At 36.4% G+C, this 19119-nt stretch carries 20 protein-coding genes and 1 riboswitch; of the genes, 16 read left to right on the forward strand and 4 right to left on the reverse strand.

All coding sequences use genetic code 11. The features are described from left to right. The first annotated feature begins 4 nt into the window (after window positions 1-4). The 5 genes from KHA93_RS01265 to acsA all read left to right on the forward strand — a co-directional run bounded on the left by KHA93_RS01265 (window position 5) and on the right by acsA (window position 5811). Window positions 5-1150, forward strand: a complete 1146-nt coding sequence (locus KHA93_RS01265) for a trans-sulfuration enzyme family protein (protein WP_213109064.1) — start codon at window positions 5-7, stop codon at window positions 1148-1150. Window positions 1151-1248: 98 nt separating this feature from the next. Then, a riboswitch (SAM riboswitch) is annotated at window positions 1249-1359 on the forward strand. A 129-nt stretch (window positions 1360-1488) separates the two neighbouring features. Then, window positions 1489-2457 (forward strand): aliphatic sulfonate ABC transporter substrate-binding protein, encoded by a 969-nt coding sequence (locus KHA93_RS01270; RefSeq protein ID WP_213112720.1) that lies wholly within the window; start codon window positions 1489-1491, stop codon window positions 2455-2457. A 56-nt stretch (window positions 2458-2513) separates the two neighbouring features. Further along, window positions 2514-3356 carry an ABC transporter permease gene (locus KHA93_RS01275; RefSeq protein ID WP_213109065.1) on the forward strand — a complete coding sequence of 281 codons (843 nt, stop codon included), beginning with the start codon at window positions 2514-2516 and terminating at the stop codon, window positions 3354-3356. A gap of 14 nt (window positions 3357-3370) precedes the next feature. Next, on the forward strand, window positions 3371-4102 hold the full coding sequence (locus tag KHA93_RS01280) for an ABC transporter ATP-binding protein (protein ID WP_213109066.1): 732 nt from the start codon (window positions 3371-3373) through the stop codon (window positions 4100-4102). After that, window positions 4099-5811 (forward strand): acetate--CoA ligase, encoded by a 1713-nt coding sequence (acsA, locus tag KHA93_RS01285; RefSeq protein ID WP_213109067.1) that lies wholly within the window; start codon window positions 4099-4101, stop codon window positions 5809-5811. The genes KHA93_RS01280 and acsA overlap by 4 nt, the downstream gene beginning before the upstream one ends. A 29-nt stretch (window positions 5812-5840) precedes the next feature. Here the strand turns inward: acsA and KHA93_RS01290 are convergent, their stop codons facing one another. Further along, window positions 5841-6395 (reverse strand): VanZ family protein, encoded by a 555-nt coding sequence (locus KHA93_RS01290; protein WP_349772242.1) that lies wholly within the window; start codon window positions 6393-6395, stop codon window positions 5841-5843. 108 nt (window positions 6396-6503) lie between these two features. Here KHA93_RS01290 and KHA93_RS01295 point away from each other — a divergent pair, with 108 nt between their 5' ends. The 5 genes from KHA93_RS01295 to KHA93_RS01315 all read left to right on the forward strand — a co-directional run bounded on the left by KHA93_RS01295 (window position 6504) and on the right by KHA93_RS01315 (window position 11909). Further along, window positions 6504-7946, forward strand: coding sequence for an FAD-binding oxidoreductase (locus tag KHA93_RS01295; protein WP_213109068.1), 1443 nt, complete (start codon window positions 6504-6506; stop codon window positions 7944-7946). Next, window positions 7943-8479 carry an MFS transporter gene (locus KHA93_RS01300; RefSeq protein WP_213109069.1) on the forward strand — a complete coding sequence of 179 codons (537 nt, stop codon included), beginning with the start codon at window positions 7943-7945 and terminating at the stop codon, window positions 8477-8479. Before KHA93_RS01295 ends, KHA93_RS01300 begins: the two co-directional genes overlap by 4 nt. A gap of 3 nt (window positions 8480-8482) precedes the next feature. After that, a complete protein-coding gene (locus KHA93_RS01305) occupies window positions 8483-9958 on the forward strand; it encodes an amidase family protein (RefSeq protein ID WP_213109070.1) in 1476 nt (491 codons plus the stop codon). A gap of 158 nt (window positions 9959-10116) precedes the next feature. Next, on the forward strand, window positions 10117-11232 hold the full coding sequence (locus tag KHA93_RS01310; RefSeq protein WP_213109071.1) for an aminopeptidase: 1116 nt from the start codon (window positions 10117-10119) through the stop codon (window positions 11230-11232). Between the two features lie 290 nt (window positions 11233-11522). Further along, window positions 11523-11909, forward strand: coding sequence for a hypothetical protein (locus tag KHA93_RS01315; protein ID WP_233711011.1), 387 nt, complete (start codon window positions 11523-11525; stop codon window positions 11907-11909). Between the two features lie 84 nt (window positions 11910-11993). On the opposite strand, the gene KHA93_RS01320 is transcribed toward KHA93_RS01315, so the two are convergent. Next, window positions 11994-12905 (reverse strand): MBL fold metallo-hydrolase, encoded by a 912-nt coding sequence (locus KHA93_RS01320; protein ID WP_213109072.1) that lies wholly within the window; start codon window positions 12903-12905, stop codon window positions 11994-11996. Window positions 12906-13029: 124 nt separating this feature from the next. On the opposite strand from KHA93_RS01320, the gene KHA93_RS01325 reads away from it, so the two are divergent. Both KHA93_RS01325 and KHA93_RS01330 read left to right on the forward strand, forming a co-directional pair. Further along, on the forward strand, window positions 13030-14181 hold the full coding sequence (locus KHA93_RS01325) for a DEAD/DEAH box helicase (RefSeq protein WP_213109073.1): 1152 nt from the start codon (window positions 13030-13032) through the stop codon (window positions 14179-14181). Between the two features lie 147 nt (window positions 14182-14328). Further along, entirely contained in the window at window positions 14329-14583 is a 255-nt protein-coding gene (locus KHA93_RS01330; protein ID WP_213109074.1) for a hypothetical protein, read from the forward strand. A gap of 116 nt (window positions 14584-14699) precedes the next feature. On the opposite strand, the gene KHA93_RS01335 is transcribed toward KHA93_RS01330, so the two are convergent. Further along, on the reverse strand, window positions 14700-15050 hold the full coding sequence (locus KHA93_RS01335) for a transposase (RefSeq protein WP_213109075.1): 351 nt from the start codon (window positions 15048-15050) through the stop codon (window positions 14700-14702). A 555-nt stretch (window positions 15051-15605) separates the two neighbouring features. On the opposite strand from KHA93_RS01335, the gene KHA93_RS01340 reads away from it, so the two are divergent. Continuing rightward, a complete protein-coding gene (locus tag KHA93_RS01340) occupies window positions 15606-16058 on the forward strand; it encodes a VOC family protein (RefSeq protein WP_213109076.1) in 453 nt (150 codons plus the stop codon). Window positions 16059-16066: 8 nt separating this feature from the next. Continuing rightward, on the forward strand, window positions 16067-16717 hold the full coding sequence (locus KHA93_RS01345; RefSeq protein WP_213109077.1) for a ThuA domain-containing protein: 651 nt from the start codon (window positions 16067-16069) through the stop codon (window positions 16715-16717). A 36-nt stretch (window positions 16718-16753) separates the two neighbouring features. Here KHA93_RS01345 and KHA93_RS01350 read toward each other — a convergent pair whose 3' ends face one another. Further along, a complete protein-coding gene (locus tag KHA93_RS01350; RefSeq protein ID WP_213109078.1) occupies window positions 16754-16996 on the reverse strand; it encodes a hypothetical protein in 243 nt (80 codons plus the stop codon). Between the two features lie 149 nt (window positions 16997-17145). Here KHA93_RS01350 and pabB point away from each other — a divergent pair, with 149 nt between their 5' ends. Further along, complete coding sequence (gene pabB / locus KHA93_RS01355; protein WP_213109079.1) at window positions 17146-18540, forward strand: aminodeoxychorismate synthase component I; 1395 nt, start codon at window positions 17146-17148, stop codon at window positions 18538-18540. Then, complete coding sequence (gene pabA, locus KHA93_RS01360; protein WP_213109080.1) at window positions 18537-19118, forward strand: aminodeoxychorismate/anthranilate synthase component II; 582 nt, start codon at window positions 18537-18539, stop codon at window positions 19116-19118. Before pabB ends, pabA begins: the two co-directional genes overlap by 4 nt. The last annotated feature ends 1 nt before the right edge of the window (window position 19119 follow it).

Genomic DNA, 19119 nt, shown 5'->3' on the forward strand with positions numbered 1-19119 from the left:
TACTGTGAAGGACGTTTCCTTTGATACATTAGCTGTTCACCAATCACATAAAAATAAAAACAACTTTACGAGTAAGGCTACTCCGATATTTCAAACGTCCTCATTTTCATTCAAAAATTTGGATGAACTCGAGAGTTACTTTGAAGGCGAATCGCCATACTTATATACACGATATGGCAATCCTAATACAGATGAATTAGGTTCTGCAGTAGCTGCTTTAGAAGGTGCAGATTCGGGAGTTGCTTCTTCATCAGGGATGTCTGCTATATTGGCAGGTGTTCTGGCCGTTGCAAAAAATGGTGATCATATTGTGGCGTGCGATGATTTATATGGTGGTACATATCATCTATTGGATGCTGAATTAAAAAACTTTGGGATTGATGTCACATTTGTTTCATTTGCGAATGAACAAGAGATTAGAGACGCCATTCGCGAAAATACTAAACTATTATATACAGAATCTATTACTAATCCATTCCTGCGTGCTGAAAATATCAAGATGCTCGTTAACTTGGCTAAAGAATTCAATTTAGCTACGATGGTCGATAATACTTTTGCTACTCCATATGTTTTACAGCCATATTTGGACGGAGTGGACCTAGTCGTTCACAGCGCTACAAAATATCTAGGTGGTCATAGTGATGTATCAGCAGGTGTCATTGTAGGTAGTGAGCAATTAATTCAATCTGCCCGTCAAAAAGTCATCAGCCTCGGTGCAAATTTAAGTCCTTTTGAAGCATGGCTTACTTGTCGAGGAATTAAAACACTTGCATTACGAATGGAAAGACAGAATAAGAATGCTCAGTTTATTGCGGATCAACTAAATCAAAGCACACATATTGAAAAAGTATACTACCCTAAGAAAGTTTCTGAAAAAGGAAATGGGGCAGTCGTAACAATCGAACTTTCTTCAAATTGTAATGTTCATACCTTTTTTGCTTCACTTGGCTGGATAAAAATTGTTCCATCTTTGGGCGGGGTTGAAACCTCTGTCTCCTATCCATCAGGGACATCACATCGCAATTTGCCGTCAGAAGCACAGGTAAAACTAGGAATAAATGCTCGTGTCGTTCGCATATCAATTGGGATAGAAAATCAAACAGAAATTTTAGATCAGCTTTTATCAGCAATTAAAACATCATTAAGATAGGTAAATTATTCAAAAAAGGGTTTGACACATCTTATAAAGTGTTTTATACTCACTTTACAAATGAAATGTATTAGTGCTTTAAACAATTAAATTACGATCTCTTATCAAGAGTGGCGGAGGGAATAGGCCCTATGAAGCCCGGCAACCTGCAAACATTATGTTTGGCAAAGGTGCTAAATCCTACAGATCATGGATCTGGAAGATAAGAGGAGGAACCGTATTAATTCGCCCTCTTCTTATGAAGGGGGCTTTTTGATGTTTATAATGATAAAATGATCAAACTTATTTTTATTAAACCGAGTAAATCTATCATTTTAATCAAAATTGGAGGAACAAAAATGAAATCATCGTTTACTAGATTTTTTATTCTATTATTAGCTTTATTCACAATAACAGGGTGCTCGAGTAATGCAAGTGGAGCAAATGGAAAACCGAAAAAAATTATTTTGGATTACGCGTATTATTCACCAACGAGCCTCATTTTAAAAGAAAAAGGATTTGCAGAGGATTTATTTAAAAAAGAAGGAATAGAGGTAGAATTTGTACTGAGTCAAGGAAGCAATAAAGCGCTGGAGTTTTTAAATTCAAAAAGTGTTGACTTCGGTTCATCTGCTGGAGCAGCTGCGCTTCTTGCAAAGGCGAAAGGTTCTCCTATACAAACCGTTTATATTTTCTCAAAGCCAGAATGGACTGCACTTGTATCGAAAGATTCTTCGATTAATAGTGTTGAAGATTTGAAAGGGAAAAAGGTAGCAGCAACGCTTGGAACAGATCCTTATATATTCTTATTGCGTGCATTAGAAGATAAAGGCTTATCTGCAAAAGATGTGGAAATTATTAACCTCCAACATGCGGATGGTGCAGCGGCTCTCCTCTCTGGGGAAGTAGTTGCGTGGGCAGGACTTGATCCGCATATGGCAAGGGTTGAAAAAGAAGCAGGAGCTAATTTATTTTTCCGTAACCCAGATTTTAATACGTATGGAACGTTAAACGTTCGGACCGAATTTGCTGAAAAATACCCAGAATACGTGACAAAGGTAATTGAAGCATATGAAAAAGCTCGTCAGTGGGCGATTGATCATCCGGAAGAAACGGCTGAAATTTTAGCAAAAGAAGCGCAAATTGATATAGAAGTTGCCAAAATTCAAATTGGTCGCAATGATTTTTCCACTTCTAAACCTGGCGATGAGCAAATAGCTGCCATTACTGCTGCAGGCGATGTTTTAAAAAATGAAGGGTTAGTTGAGGGAAATGCGGATATTGAAAAAATCGTCAGAGATTTAATTAATTCGAGCTATTTCAAATAAAACTTCTTCTTGGAGAAAAACAAAGACAACTTAAAGAGCAAAAGGTGGTGCTTTTCATGAATGGAAGAAGCGAATCATTAAAAATTGCGGTGGAAAAGCCGAAAACAAAAGAGTTTAAAAAGCGATCAACGAAACTTAATTTGAACTGGTTACTAGGTGGCATTATCCCTCTGATTCTGTTAATTACATGGGAAGTGGCAGGAAGGATTGGGTTGATAGAAGCTCATCTCCTTCCAACGCCAACAAAAATCATAAATGAAATCATAAATATGGGAGCAGCTGGTACTCTTTGGGGACATATTGGGACGACATTGTTGCGAGTAGGAGCAGGATTTTTTCTAGGTACAATTGCCGCACTTATATTAGGTTCAATTGTCGGATATTTCACTGTCTTTGAAAAATTAATGGATCCATTGATTCAAGCATTCAGATCGATTCCTTCCTTAGCTTGGGTCCCTTTATTTATCCTATGGATGGGAATTGGAGAGTCGTCAAAGGTCACTCTCATTGCTGTTGGTGTATTTTTCCCAGTATATTTAAACATTGTTTCAGGCATTCAAGGTGTTGATCGCAAACTCATTGAAGTTGGGAAAATATATGGATTTACTTCTGCACAAACATTAAGAAAAATCATTTTACCTGCATCCTTGCCATCCTTTTTAGTAGGACTGAGAAGCGGGTTAGGTCTTGGCTGGATGTTTGTCGTCGCAGCAGAAATTATGGGAGCAAGCAAAGGATTAGGCTATTTATTAGTCGTCGGTCAAAATACGTACTCGCCGCACTTAGTAATTGCCAGTATTTTATTATTTGCCGTCATTGGCAAACTGACCGATTCTTTGTTAAAAAATATCGAGAAAAAATCACTTAGCTGGCAGGATAGCTTTTCTAATCAGCGTTAAAGGAGGACTTCGAAATGCTGGCCGTACAAAATATAACGAGAACTTTCAATGAAGGAAAAGCTGGTTTTCGAAATGTGACCTTTTCCATTGAGGAGGGAGAAGTAATCGGCATTCTTGGTACGAGTGGATGCGGAAAAAGCACGCTATTACGTGTCCTTTCCGGACTGGATGAGAAGTATCAAGGGCGATTTTCCTTCGCAAAAAAAGATTCAGAGCAAACGGTAGGAATGATGTTTCAAGAGCCGCGTTTAATGCCATGGCTTACAGTTAATGAAAATATTTGCTTTGGCATTCAAAAGGGACAGCAACTAGAATTGGCAAAGGAATTATTAGAATTGGTTGGTCTAGAAGAATTCGCTAATCATTATCCTAAAGATTTATCCGGTGGGATGTCACAAAGAACGGCAATTGCCAGATCATTGATTACCGAGCCGGACGTGTTGCTATTAGATGAACCATTCAGTGCTTTAGATGCTTTTACAAAAATGCAACTTCAAGATTTATTATTATCCATTTGGAAAAAAAGACAAACAACGATGATACTCGTTACTCACGATATAGATGAAGCTTTGTATTTATGCGATCGGATTTTTATATTGCGTGGGCAACCTGGTGAATTATACGCAGAGATAGAGGTTGAACAAACAAAACCACGGTCACGAGGAAATGTGGTTTTGGCGGAGAAAAAAGCTGAAATATTAAATCTACTTGATTTAAATCGTAACTCGAAGGAGGCCCTACTATGACGAGACAATTAATTATTCCTCCATACGAAGGTTCTTATAACGTACAAAACGATCTTGTTGGACGTAAGCCGTTTAACTGGGAAGAAGTTAAGAAACATTTTAGCTGGCATAAAACAGGGAAGGTCAATATGGCTTATGAATGTATTGATCGACATGTTGAAGCTGGGTTTGGTGAAAAAAAAGCACTCCATTACATCGCGGAAAATAGCGAATGGTCATTAAACTATCGTGAATTGAAAGATGCGACAGATCGATGGGCAGTTGTTTTAAAAAAGCACGGAGTAAAAAAGGGAGACTTTTTATTCGTATTTTTACCAAAACATCCAGAATGCCATATCGCTATTTTAGCGGCGATTAAACTAGGAGCGATTGTAGGTCCACTTTTTGAAGCATTTATGGAAGAAGCGATACGAGACCGAATCTCCGATTGTGAAGGGAAATTCCTTATTACAAACGAAGAATATTTACAACGTGTCCCGCTGCACGATTTACCAAGTTTAACAACGATTTTTCTAACGGATCAGCATAGCACTACTGCTAACGCTATTTCGATTCCAGAAGAGCTTCGTCAAACTGATGTAAAGGAAGACGTAATTGAATGGGTAGATCTTGAAGATGGGTTGAATATCCATTACACGAGTGGCTCGACCGGAAAACCGAAAGGAATTATACACGCACATAGAGCGATGATTCAACAATATATAACAGGGCGATGGGTTCTTGATTTAAAAGAGGATGATGTTTATTGGTGCACTGCCCATCCCGGCTGGGTGACAGGTTGTGTGTATGGCATATTCGCTCCATTATTGAATCGGGCAACGATTGTTTTGCATGGTGGTCGTTTCAATGCGGACAGCTGGTATGAAACGATTGAAAAAACAGGTGTGACGGTTTGGTATAGTGCTCCTACAGCATTTAGGATGCTAATGGCTGAGGGGATTGAAACTTTACAACGATATGATATCAGTACACTCCGGCATATTTTAAGTGTCGGCGAACCACTAAACCCTGAAGTCATTTACTGGAGTGTGGAACATTTAAAACTGCGTATCCATGACACGTGGTGGATGACTGAAACAGGAGCACAATTAATTGTGAACTTGCCCACTGAACCAATCAAGCCAGGATCCATGGGAAAATCGTTCCCTACGATTGAAACTGCTATATTAGATGACGAAGGAAATCAACTACCAGTTGGTGAAGTCGGGCATCTGGCGATAAAAGGAACGTGGCCAGCCATCATGAAGGAAGTATGGAAAAACGAAGAAAAATATACATCTTATTTTCCTTTCGGTTCAGGTTGGTATTTGTCTGGTGATCTCGCATTAATAGATGAGGATAGCTATATCTTTTTCCAAGGCAGGAGCGATGATATGATCAATTCCTCTGGAGAACGAATCGGACCGTTTGAAGTGGAAAGTAAACTAATTGAACATCCAGCAGTTGCAGAAGCAGGAGTCATCGGAAAGCCAGATTTCATCCGCGGTGAGATTGTAAAAGCCTTTATCGTACTGAAAAAAGGATATACAACATCCCCAGAATTATTAGCCGATATTCGTATTTTTGTGCGTAATCGATTAGCGGCACACGCTGCTCCACGAGAAATTGAAGTAATAGAAGAATTACCGAAGACAAAAATTAGTGGTAAAATTTTGCGCAGAGAGTTGAAGGCTAGGGAAATTGAAAAATTAAAAGTGGTTGAAGTGTAAGAAGAACCCATATCCGTTTTGGGTTCTTCTTAACTTTGTAAATATTGGTTCTTTGTCGTTTTAATATACACTTTTTTAGCTAGATCTCCTAAAGCAAACCCAATGACACCACCAGCAGTGTTTAAAATCAAATCATCTACATCGAAGCTCCTCGGAATGATCATTCCAAAATAACTAAAGGAGAGTTGATAACTCTCAATCGTTAAACTTGTTAAGAAAACAATGATGGCTACCTTTTTTATGTTATTAATATTAAACAATAACGATAAATACACTCCAAGTGGACCCAACATTATCAAATTATAGAATGATAATTTAATAGAATTCCAAAAGAGCCAATCAGCACCATTTAGTCTATACATGGCAATCCAGTCGGAAACGAAATAAAACGGAATGTACTGGATAATAATTGTTGCCCATGATCGATCTGGTTGAATCATGATTCTCCCAGCAGTGATGAAGGACACATTCAACAAATAAATTATAAAGCTATAAAAAACGAATCTTTTAAAAAGATGTTTTGTCCTATTTTTCGCAAAGTCCAATGCCATAGCAATGATAATGATGGAAAAAAATGCGATCACAATAATATTGTCTATTTTTTATCCCCCCTAAGTAAATCAATTATATATAAAACCATCCCATATACATACAAAACTGGTAAAATATATACGGATAGAAAGGGGGAAGAAATGCTTTCTCGTAGAAATATAATCATTTTTATAGTGTTATTTATTGTGATTTATTGTTTGTTTTTTCTTTTTTCCTTTCACCATAAAGAAAAAGACGAATCTTTAATGAGTGATGTTGGTCGCTTAGTTCCTATTAAAGTTAAAGAAGTAGTAAAGGGTCTGGAAGTTGAAGAGATGAAGAACCTTTTACAAGAAGCAAAGGAGCAAAACTTAAAGGTTTCGATTGCTGGAAAACAGCATAGCCAAGGGGGACATACATATTATAAGGACGGAATTGTCCTGGATATGACTACATACAACAAGGTTATTAAGGTAGATCCCGAAGAAAAACTAATTACCGTTCAAAGCGGGGCTACTTGGGCAGATGTTCAGGAAACGATTAATCCTTATGGTCTATGTATTAAAACGATGCAGGCTCCTAATATTTTTACGATTGGAGGCTCCATGAGTGTAAATGTCCATGGAAGAGATATCCGTTTTGGACCATTAATTGAAAGCATCCTGTCCTTTCGATTGATGAATGCAAATGGAGACATATTAAATGTCAGCAGGACAGAAAACGAAGAATTATTTCGACTTGTCAATGGAGGGTATGGGTTATTTGGAATTATTTTAGATGTAGATATTGAGCTTACAGACGACGTTTTATATAAAGTAAGCAATGAATGGATTGATTATCATGATTACCCTGAATACTTTAAAGAAAAAGTTTTGAATTACCGTGATGTTGAAATGCATAACGCGAGGATATCCGTTGCTCCAAAAAGCTTTTTAACGGAAATGTATGTAACGAATTATTCCTTAACAGATGAGAAAAAGCTGGAAGATTACACTGATTTAGTAGATGAAAAATATGTCCGTAGAAATAAATTTGCATTTGGACTTTCAAGAAATTCTGATTGGGGTAAAAACTTCGTTTGGTTTGTACAAAAGCATGCGTTTAAAGAGGGAAAAGAAAAATTTATTTCTAGAAATAATGTCATGCGTCCAGAAGTTGAGTTTTTAAATTATGAAGGAAAAAATGATACAGATATCCTTCAGGAATACTTTGTCCCAGTGGATGATTTTCCGGAATATGTTGATAGATTAAGAGAGATATTAACCGAAAATGATTTAAACGTTTTAAATATTACAGTCCGACATGTACCAAAAAACGAAGAGGCTTTTCTTTCCTATGCGAAAGAGGATATGTTTGCGCTTGTATTTTACATTAATCAAGGAATTTCTGCGAAGGAAATAGAAAAGACAGGGGAAGTCATTAGAAAAATAATTGATTTGACGCTTGAAATGGGTGGGTCTTATTATTTACCTTACTACCATTATCCAACGAAAGAACAAATGAGGGAGGCATACCCACTGACAGACGAATTTTTTCAAAAGAAAAAAGAATATGATCCGGATGAGAGATTCATGAACCAGTTTTATGAGGAGTATGGAAAATGAGATGGATCGTAATATCGCAAAGTATTGCTATTCTTGGAAGCAGTCTCGTTTTTCCGTTTTATTTAATTTTTATTAAAGAAGTTGGTGGAGGTTTTCTACAGTACGGTATTTCATATGGTTTGTTCACGATCAGTTCGTCACTTGTCCATATTATTGTAGGAAAATGGTCGGACCAATTAGGAAGAAAACTATTTTTGTTAATTGGTAGTTGGGGAATGGCGATATTATTACTATTTTTCCCTCTTGTAACAGACGTATGGCAAGTATATGGACTGCAAATTATCCTCGGAGTCATTGGAGCAACACAAAAGACTAGTGAAAAGGCGATGCTTGCTGACTTTACTGAACGAGGAAAACGTGGAAGGGCTATCGGGAAATACCATTTCTGGACATCGATTTTTACAGGAATTGCTGTCATGCTTGGGGGCTTTATTATTGATTTATTTACATTGGACATTATTTTTTATATAAGCTCACTCATTTTATTCAGTAGCGGCTTTTTTGTTTTAAAAATAGTAGAAAAGGAGAATTGAATAATGCAAAATCCTAAGTTGAAAAAGCTGCATGATGAATGGTTAATCGAAGCAACCATTGAGGATATGCAGGATAAATTAGATTCTAGGGAAATTACATCTGTTGATCTTGTACATATGTATTTATATCGAATATCCCATTATGACAAGTCGATTAGATCAGTATTAGAAGTAAATCCTGAAGCGCTGCACGTTGCTGCGGCATTAGATGTTGAACGAGCTCAAAAGGGTCCTAGAAGTAAGCTGCACGGAATTCCTATATTATTAAAGGATAATCTTGATACTGGAGATAAAATGCATACGTCTGCCGGTTCGCTTGCTCTTGATGGTCATTGTGCGGAGAAGGATTCGTTCGTAGCAGCTAAATTGCGTGAAGCAGGGGCCATTTTACTTGGAAAAACAAATATGACGGAATGGGCTAATTTTATGACATTTGGGATGCCTAGTGGATATAGTTCAAGAGGTGGACAGACCTTAAATCCGTACGGAGAATTTGATGTAGGGGGTTCTAGCTCTGGATCAGGAGCGGCGATTGCAGCAAACTTTGCGGCTGCATCAATCGGAACGGAGACATCGGGATCGATTTTAAATCCATCCTTGAAAAATTCACTCGTTGGAATAAAACCAACAGTTGGGCTCGTAAGCAGAAGTGGTGTCATTCCAATTGCCCATACTCAAGATACACCAGGACCAATGGCGAGGACTGTAAAAGATGCAGCCCATGTTTTAACAGCAATTGCAGGTCTAGATGAAAAAGATCCAGCTACTTTAACAAATCCAGCAAGGAACGGAATAGATTATGCTGCTGGATTAACAGAAAAAAGTTTGAAGGGTTATCGGATTGGTATTGCTGGAAAACCTTTTTCTGAAAGAATGAATAAGCACAAAATAAAGATGATTGAAGACGCAATTCATTGCTTACGGGAGCTTGGAGCTGAAATCGTAGAAGACATCGTCATTCCCTCTGCAGAAGAAAAATGGGGTTATGAAATATTACTTTACGAGTTTAAACCAGACTTGAATACATATTTAAGTTCAACAGCACCTAACAATAAAATTCGTTCACTGGCCGATGTCATTGCCTTCAATTACAAGCATCCGAAGGCAATGCTAAAATACGGACAAAAACTGTTGGTCGCTTCTGAAGATACGAGCGGCACTCTATTAGAAAAAGAATATATTGAAGCATTGGAAAAAGACCAATACTTATCACGAGATCAAGGAATTGACTTTGCCTTAAAACAAAATAACTTAGATGCAATCTTCTTCGGAGGAGATAGAGGCTCTGAAATAGCCGCAAAAGCAGGTTATCCTACAGTCATCGTACCTACTGGATATACTCCAAATGGAGAACCGTTTGGTGTGTCTTTTACAGGTACTGCATATAGTGAGGAGATTTTACTAAAAATTTCTTACGCTTTCGAACAGACCAATAAACATCGGAAGGCTCCTGTTTTGAAAGAAGATAGTGATAAATAAGGACAAATAAACAATAAGATGAGTAGAAACAAGCAAATCATTAAGTGTAAAAGTAACAAGGATTAATCGGGGCTGCCTTTTGAGTAGCCCCTTATTAAATATTTTTACATTAAAACTCACAATGTGGCATTTTAACTCTCAGGCATAGGAGGGATACCATGAAAGACCTAAGAATAGAGCAACTTGCTAGGAATGTTGCTACATATTCTGTAAATCTCCAAAAGGGAGAAAAATTGTTAATTGAGGTAGAAGGACATGATAGCGTATTGGCTAAAGCTATTATGTTAGAAGCTTATAATGTAGGCGCCTATCCTTTTGTAATATTCACGGATAAGGATATTCTTCGAACACAATTGATAAATAGTTCACTAGAACAATTAGAACGATTAGCCTCATATGATTTTGTCCGTATGAATGATATGGATGCATATGTGCTAATTAGAGCAGATGCCAACGAAAGTGAACTGTCTGATGTTCCTTCAGAAAAAATCGATCAATATTGGAAGGTCTATTATCATCATGTCCATGAACCTCGATGGGCAAAAACTAAATGGTGTATTTTGAGTTACCCTACCCCTGCTGCAGCACAACGCGCTATGATGTCAACGGAAAAATTTGAGGATTTTTACTTTAGCGTATGTAATCTAGACTATTCGAAATTATCCGAGCAAATGGATGTTTTGGTTAATCTTTTAAGCAAAACTGATAAAGTGAGAATTAAGGGAGAAGGGACTGATTTGACGATGTCCATTAAAGGAATGCCCGTCAGAAAAGATGCCGGGCTGCAAAATCTTCCTGACGGTGAAGTTTATTGTGTCCCAATCAAGCATTCTCTTAATGGAATGATATCATTTAATAGTCCTGTTAATTTTAGAGGGACTACATTTGATAATATCGTATTAACATTTGAACATGGAAAAATAATTGAGGCAAAAGCAAATAATACGGCAAAGTTTTTGGAGATTTTAGAAATAGATGAAGGTGCTAGATATATAGGTGAATTTGGTATTGGTCTAAACCCAAATATATCAGAGCCAATTAACGATATTCTATTTGATGAAAAAATTTGGGGGAGTATTCATTTGGCAATTGGTAGTGCCCCTGTTCAATGTAAGGATTCAAATCTGTCTTCTATCCATTTGGATATTGTATATATTCAACGTGCAGATTACGGCGGTGGGCAAATATGGCTAGATGATGTCTTGATAAGAGAAAACGGTTACTTTGTTACTAAAGAACTTGAAATATTAAACCCTAACACAACAAAAATATAAAAACACAGTAATCTGAATAGGCTGATATTATTTAACCTTGTAGGGCTAGGAAAATCGGTTCAAAGGCGTGACGAAAAAAAACCTCGTTGTTCTAGACCAAATCAAGCACCGAAATAACGACAATACTGTTTCTACGATGATTGTTGAAAGTTGACTGTTCTCAATACATACAACCTATGAATAACTTTATTTATCAGAATTTTTCCATTATATAATAGACTTGAAGTGTTGATTATAAAGGATTTTTACATAAATATAGTTCACTAGTAGAAAATAAAAATTTATATATATTGGGGTATTGTGCACATTTAATTGCGGATGATATATGGCTAAGAGGTTTTAATCTTTCTTGGTTAAAGAACAGAATGGATGCTGATGAAGGATTATATAAGTTATACCATAATGATTTTCGATTACTAAATGGAAAATTATTAGAACACTATGGTTTTACAAATGAATTGAGAAAAACGTTTAGTCATTTTCCTGCAATCTTAGATTTAGATGAGGTTAAGTCCAAAGACGTTGAAAAACTCGTTCCTTATGTATTAGGTGATATGGAGTACGATAAGGAAATTTTAAATGAAAAACTTAATGTTTTTACGTTTAATCAAATAGTTGGTTATATAGAGACATCCGTTAATGTGGGGTTATTGAAAATAAAGCCTATACTTACTTAATACATTTTAAAAATAACATAATGAAACAAGGGAACTCACAAGACAGTATCGAGTTCCCTTTTATTATGTAAAAAAGCAACAAGGTTATAGCTTAATCGTCTCTCCAATTTTTATGACCTTTAATCGATCCTTGTCTAATTCACGTTTATCCCATTCACTATACATTCGATCCAGTGCTTCCTTCGGAGTATCGTCAGCAAGACGGTAAGCACCATAATGCATCGGTATCATGAAATTAGCTCCAGTATCTAAAAAAGCCTTCACAGCTTCTTCAGGATTTACATGTTGGCTCGACATAAACCATTCAGGTTCATAAGCACCAATCGGCATAAGGCAGAAATCGATAGAATATCTCTTACCAACCTCTAGAAATCCTTTGAAATAGCCACTATCCCCTGCAAAATAAATACAATGATTGGCACAACTTATGACCCAACCACCCCAGTGTGATCGATTAGTATCTGTTAACGTTCTTTTTGTCCAATGTTGCGCTGGGGTAAATGTAAAATGTAAGTTTCCAATATTTTTACCGTCCCACCAACTAAATTCGGTTACATTTTGGAACCCTTTTTTCATAAACCATTTTCCGAGTCCAATTGGAACTAAATAAGTAGGATTTCCTTTTAATTTTTTTATAGAAGAATAATGCAAATGATCATAGTGACTGTGTGAGATAAGTACAAAGTCTATGGGCGGCAAATCATTAATATCGAGACCAGGTGGCGAAAGCCGTTTGTCCATACCCAGTTGCTTAGCCCAAACAGGGTCGGTCAATATATTTTTTCCATTCAATTGGATTAGAAAAGTAGAGTGACCGATCCAAGTAATTGTTGCTCCGGATTTATTTAATTGTAAAAAACGCACCTCTGGATTTACAGAAGGAACTTGAAATGACAAATCTTTTTTCTTGCTTTTTCTTTCTTTTCTCCAATTACGCAAATCCTTAAATGTTTTAGCAGTAGAAACATTATCTAAGTTTTCATAACGGTTTTTCATGCTCTTCCTCACAATATATGGTATATTCTCTAGTTTACCATTTGGTAAGGAACAGGAAATAGTTTTTCTTCAGGGCGTAGATTGTAGTATGATAAAATTTATAACGTAAAAGTGAGGAAACGTCATGAATATATTATCTAATTTGAAACCGACTCTTCAAAAAATCTGGGAAGAATCCAATTTTAAAAATCCAACTAAAATACAAGAAAATGCTATTCCAGCTATATTAGAAGGAAAAGATCTGATTGCAGAATCTCCTACTGGTACGGGAAAAACAGTAGCGTATTTATTGCCGATCTTAGAAAAAATAAATGAGGAACATAGCGGATTACAGGCTGTCATTTTAGCCCCTTCCCGTGAATTGGTCATGCAAATATATCAAGAAGTACAAAAATGGAAGGTTGGAACACATATTAAAAGCACCTCATTAGTAGGTGGAGCGAACATAAAACGACAACTCGATAGGTTGAAAGAAAGACCTCAGATTGTTGTGGGAACACCGGGAAGAATTTTAGAATTAATTAAAATGAAAAAACTAAAAATGCATGAAGTTAAGACCGTTGTACTTGATGAAGGGGACCAATTATTAAATAAAGAACATCTGGATTCGGTGAGAAACATTGTAAAATCTACAATGAATGATAGGCAACTCTTAATGTTTTCCGCGACTAAATTGGAGGACCCTGATCAAGTTACGGCAATGATTGGAAGAAAGCCTGAAATTATTAGTATAAAAAGAACGGAAAATAATTCGGCGAAAGTAAATCACTATTATTTACTCTGTGATCCGAGAGATAGAGCAAAACTTCTTCAAAAAATCGCTGCCATGAAAGATGTAAAAGCACTTGTATTCGTTAGGGACGTTGGTAATATGACAGTCCTAGCTGAGAAGCTTGAATATGAAAATGTTTCCTTAGATATCCTGCATAGTGAATTAGGAAAAAATCAGAGAGAAAAAGCAATCAAAGCGATACGAAACGCTGAAGTAAATTTATTGCTTGCAACTGATGTTGCTGCCAGAGGACTTGATATAGAAGGCTTAACTCATGTAATTCATTATGACTTTCCAAATGATATTGATCAATATGTCCATCGCTCAGGAAGAACAGGGAGGATGGGAGCTGCCGGAACAGTAGTGTCATTCGTGACTCCGAGGGATGAAAGGGAGCTAAAAAAATATGGAAAGATATTAAAATTATCGATTCAACCACGAAGAATTTTTAAAGGGCAGTTCGTAGAGCTAAACAATAAAAATGTAAAACAAGAGAGAAAATAATTTTTTTTAACCCGCGTTCTTTTGTGACGCGGGTTTTTAGCATCTACGCTGGATTACAATAAATAATCTCAAGATAAGCTTCGAATTGGAAGTAAACCTTCAGTTGTTGTTAAAGATGGGAATGGAAAGATGATGCACAATGTGGATATGGAGGGTTATATCTATATTATTGATGAGCTAATAACTGAGTCAGATATTATCACTCACCCTAATACGACAATGGAACCAGGGGAAGAATGGCTGACTCAAAGAGAAATGCAGCTTAAAATGATATCTAATACTAAAATTACTCCGTCTGAAATTCTTTGCGAAAAAGAAATAGGTATGTTTTTAAAAAATAATAGACAAACAAGTAAGATGAAAAGAAAAGCATGGAACATTAATTTTAACTGGTTCTGTTGATGGGGAGTTTTGTGACAAAAACACAGTATTTCGTATCAATTTTTGCAACTAAATTAACACCAAAAATAACATTAATTCAAAAGGAAAAGAGCATTATTCTGATGCTCTTTTCGCATTCATCTATTTTCTTCATCATACGCTAAGAATAAATCTTGTAAATCGCCATTTATAGGTTCTTTATCCCCAGTAATCTTCATTTCAATTTCTACTTGTTCACCAGGTATGGTAACAACACCATCGATAATTCCTAAAATAGTCGAAATAGCATCCACTTGAACTTGTTCAATGATTTTAAATAGTATCTTTTTGTTGTCCTCCGTAAGTTCCTCAAAAAACTTCAATGCCTCTTTCCAATAAGAATCAGTAACATCTTTCATCTCATTATTGTTAAATAATTCCTGATACGAAACAAGATTTTCTTTGATTATTGTTTGATATAATTTTTTAACAAGTTCTTCTGCTGTCATATTCTAACTCCCTCTTATGTACTTGTATCTATTCTAATTATACTACCTTTATTTGCATTTTTAGGGATTACTTTTAAACTTAAAAAATAGCTAAATTTTACCAGTAAATTTAGACAGTAAAATCGCAATAATATCAACTTGTTCATAAACCATTGTACAATGTTTATTTAATGCTAAAATGAGTGTTATTTTTGGTGAAAAATCAAAAAAATGGCGGTTATATCAATAAAAAGAGACCTATTCACTTATGCGAAAAGGTCTACTATTTTAAATATTATTTTGGGTATGGCCCCCCCCTGAAGGGAACCCGTTATTTTATTAATTCGCTTCATAGTAAAAGTGCTCCTACAATAGATATTTCATAATTGTAAATGGTGTCGCTTAAGTAGTAAGAGCTACCTGTATGTATTCTATTTTCTTTATCATCTGCTCTTTTTTCTGTAATTTTAGAACATTTAAATATTTCGTTGACTTAAATGAATGTAAGTGCTATCATTACAAGGATTTTGAATAGATGGTAGTTTATTTATTTTACATATTAGGGAGGAGAGCAAATTGAAAAACCTACTAGGAACAAATGTTATCACTCAAATCGGCATTCTAGTACACGACATTGAAAAAACATCACAAGTATATGCTGATTTCTTTGGAGTGGATAAACCAGAAGCAATCGTCACGGATACAATTGAAAAGGCACAAACGGAGTATAGGGGAGAGCCATCTGTTGCAAGAGCAAAACTAGCATTTTTGGATATGGGGTCTTTGCAGATTGAGTTAATAGAGCCGGACGAGAATCCAAGCACTTGGAGAGAGCATCTTGATCAACATGGCGAAGGTGTCCATCATATCGCATTTCAAATAGAAGGGATGAAGGAAAAAATCCAAGTCTTAGAGCGGGCCAATATGCCTCTTGTTCAAAAAGGGGAATATGAGGGCGGTCGCTATGCGTATATTGATTCTGTAAAAGATTTAAAAGTGATGATCGAACTGTTGGAAAACGATAAGTAGGTGAAAAAATGACTAAGCGAATTATTGCAATGGTTGGTGACTTTTACCATAAAGAGGAATGGGCGGTTGCATCGCTAAACAAAGCTTTGGAAAGATTGCCTGAAGTCACAGTAGAATATGCACCAGCAGAAAATATCATCGAGCATTTACAAACTAATCCGGATGCTGTCGTTCTATTTAAAGAAAATCGGTCAAATCCTCAGGATGAAGAGATTGAAACATGGATGGATGATGAAGTAGCTACGGCTATTAGCCAATATGTTCAGGATGGCGGCGGCTGGGTTGCTTGGCACTCGGGTTTAGCATCCTATGAAAATATTGAAAAATATACTTCTATGTTGAGAGGTTACTTTGAATATCATCCTGATAAGCATCAAGTCGTTACATACAAGATGGTTGCGGGAACTGAAATAACGAGTGACGAAAGCGAATTCGAATTTCTGGATGAGCATTACTTTGTTTTTTGTGATGAAGATAATACAAATATTTTCCTTACATCGGAATCTGTGGACGGTTCATCCATTGCAGGCTGGACTCATGAATATGGAAAGGGGCGTGTCGTCTGTTTAACACCTGCACATTTAGAAGAAGGATTGTTGAATCAAATGTTGACTTCACTTCTTGCAAATTCAATAAAATTAAGTTGTGGCCAACAGTAAAAAAGAGGGAAATCGAAAATAGTAATCGATTTCCCTTTAAGCTTTTATGTACGCTAATCTCTCTCTATAATAATCTATCGTACCAAGTTCACTGTTTAAGAGAAACTCCATTTCCTCTAAATGCTGCCTTTCTACTACGGAATCTTCCTTTGACCAAGCTACTCTGTATATAAAATAGTAATCTTTTATTTGCCTGAAAATCACATCTGAGTTGGGAAATTCATCAAAACGAGCTTTGATATTATAATGCCTCGTATATGACCATTTCAATATTTTCACCGATTATCCCACCCTTCATACCTTTCATTATAAGTCGATATGGCTAAGATGAAAACAGATTATATATATATTTTCTTAATGGATATTGCAATCTTCGCAGATACTATTAAAATTAAGCTGATAACCTAGATTGGAAGCGAGGTTTAGTTTTGGAAGCAGTATTATATGAAAGAATCCCTTTTACTAAAGAAAAGTTTTTCGATACATATGTACATTTAACAGGAAATAGCGATCATCATGTGTTGCTTGAAAGTGGACGTGTTGGAAAATATAGCGTTGCTGGTATAACACCATTCGCAGTAGTGAATGGAAATGAAAACGAGGTTGTAATCGATCATAGCGGAGAGAAAACGGTTTTATCAGGAAAACCACTAGAAGTACTGGAATCGTGGATGAAACAGTTTGAATTTTCTCCTATTGCTGGAATCCCTGATTTTCAAGGCGGAGCGATTGGATATATTAGTTATGACTACGCATGGTGCATTGAAAAGCTACCTAACATAGCTAATGACGATTTAAACGTTCCCCTCATTTATTTTTTCTTATTCGATGAATGGGCGGTTTTTGACCATGAGGAAGAATGCTTATGGGTAATGGTGTTGAATCGTGAGAATGCAAAGGAGAAATTGGAACAAGCAACTGCAAAGTGGAATGAAACTGCTTCGATTATGCAAGGTTCAGTCGATGTAAAATTACATAATCCAGAAATTCAAGTTTCATTAACGGAAGATGAATATGTATCCGCCGTGGAAAAAATCCAACAGTATATTTCTGAAGGAGATATTTTTCAAGCGAATTTAACGGTTAGACAATCAAAAGAATTAAGAGTTCCACCAATTGAAGTATATAAAGAATTGCGTATATTGAATCCTTCACCTTATATGGGATATATGCATACTCCAGATTTTCAAATTGTATCAGGTTCCCCAGAGCTATTAGTAAAAAAAGATGGCAATATAGTAAGTACTCGGCCAATCGCGGGGACAAGACCACGTGGGATAGATGATGAAGATGATGCCCGCTTGGCTAATGAATTGATTGGAAATGAAAAGGAAAATGCCGAGCATATTATGCTTGTAGATTTGGAACGAAATGATTTAGGGCGAGTGTGTGAATATGGGACGGTAAAAGTGGATGAATTGATGACAGTTGAAAAATATTCGCATGTCATGCATATTGTGTCGCATGTCACTGGAAAATTATCTCCCGAAAAAACTGCCTATGATCTAATCGAAGCTGTTTTTCCAGGTGGTACGATTACTGGTGCTCCGAAAATTCGTACGCTTGAAATCATTGAAGAGTTGGAGCCGGTCAAGCGTGGAGTATATACGGGATCATTTGGCTGGATTGGATTTAATAATGATGTAAATTTAAACATTGTCATCCGAACGATGCTAGTAAAGGACGGAATGTGTCATGTACAGGCAGGTGCAGGCATTGTCATAGATTCCAATCCAAAAGCAGAATACGAAGAATCACTAAAAAAAGCGACAGCACTTTGGAAAGCGAAGGAAGCAGCTGAAATGAGGAGAATGGGATTATGATTTTGATGATCGATAATTACGATTCTTTTACGTATAATCTTGTCCAATATTTAGGCGAGCTTGGTGAAAAAATAATCGTCAAAAGAAATGACGAAATCTCAATTGAAGAAATTGAGAAGTTAGCGCCGAGTTATTTAGTCATATCACCAGGACCATGCACACCAAATGAAGCAGGAATTTCCCTCAGAGCTATTCAGTATTTTGCCGGAAAAATCCCTATACTAGGAGTGTGCTTAGGACACCAAGCAATAGGGCAAGTGTTTGGCGGTGAAGTGGTGAAGGCGGAACGACTACTCCATGGGAAAACATCTGCAACCTATCATGATGGCAAAACCATTTTTTCAAATATAAATAATCCATTCCGTGCAACTCGCTATCATTCATTAATTGTAAAAAAAGAGAACTTTCCTGAAAGTTTAGAGGTAACTGCTTGGACGGATAAAGGAGAAATTATGGGATTGCGTCATAAAGAGTTGCCGATTGAAGGAGTCCAATTCCATCCGGAATCCATTATGACCGAAGCGGGAAAACAGCTTCTGCATAATTTTCTTAACTGCTATCGAATGGAAGTAATATAAC

The sequence above is a fragment of the Lederbergia citrisecunda genome (genome assembly GCF_018343695.1).
Lineage (GTDB): Bacteria > Bacillota > Bacilli > Bacillales > Bacillaceae_C > Lederbergia > Lederbergia citrisecunda.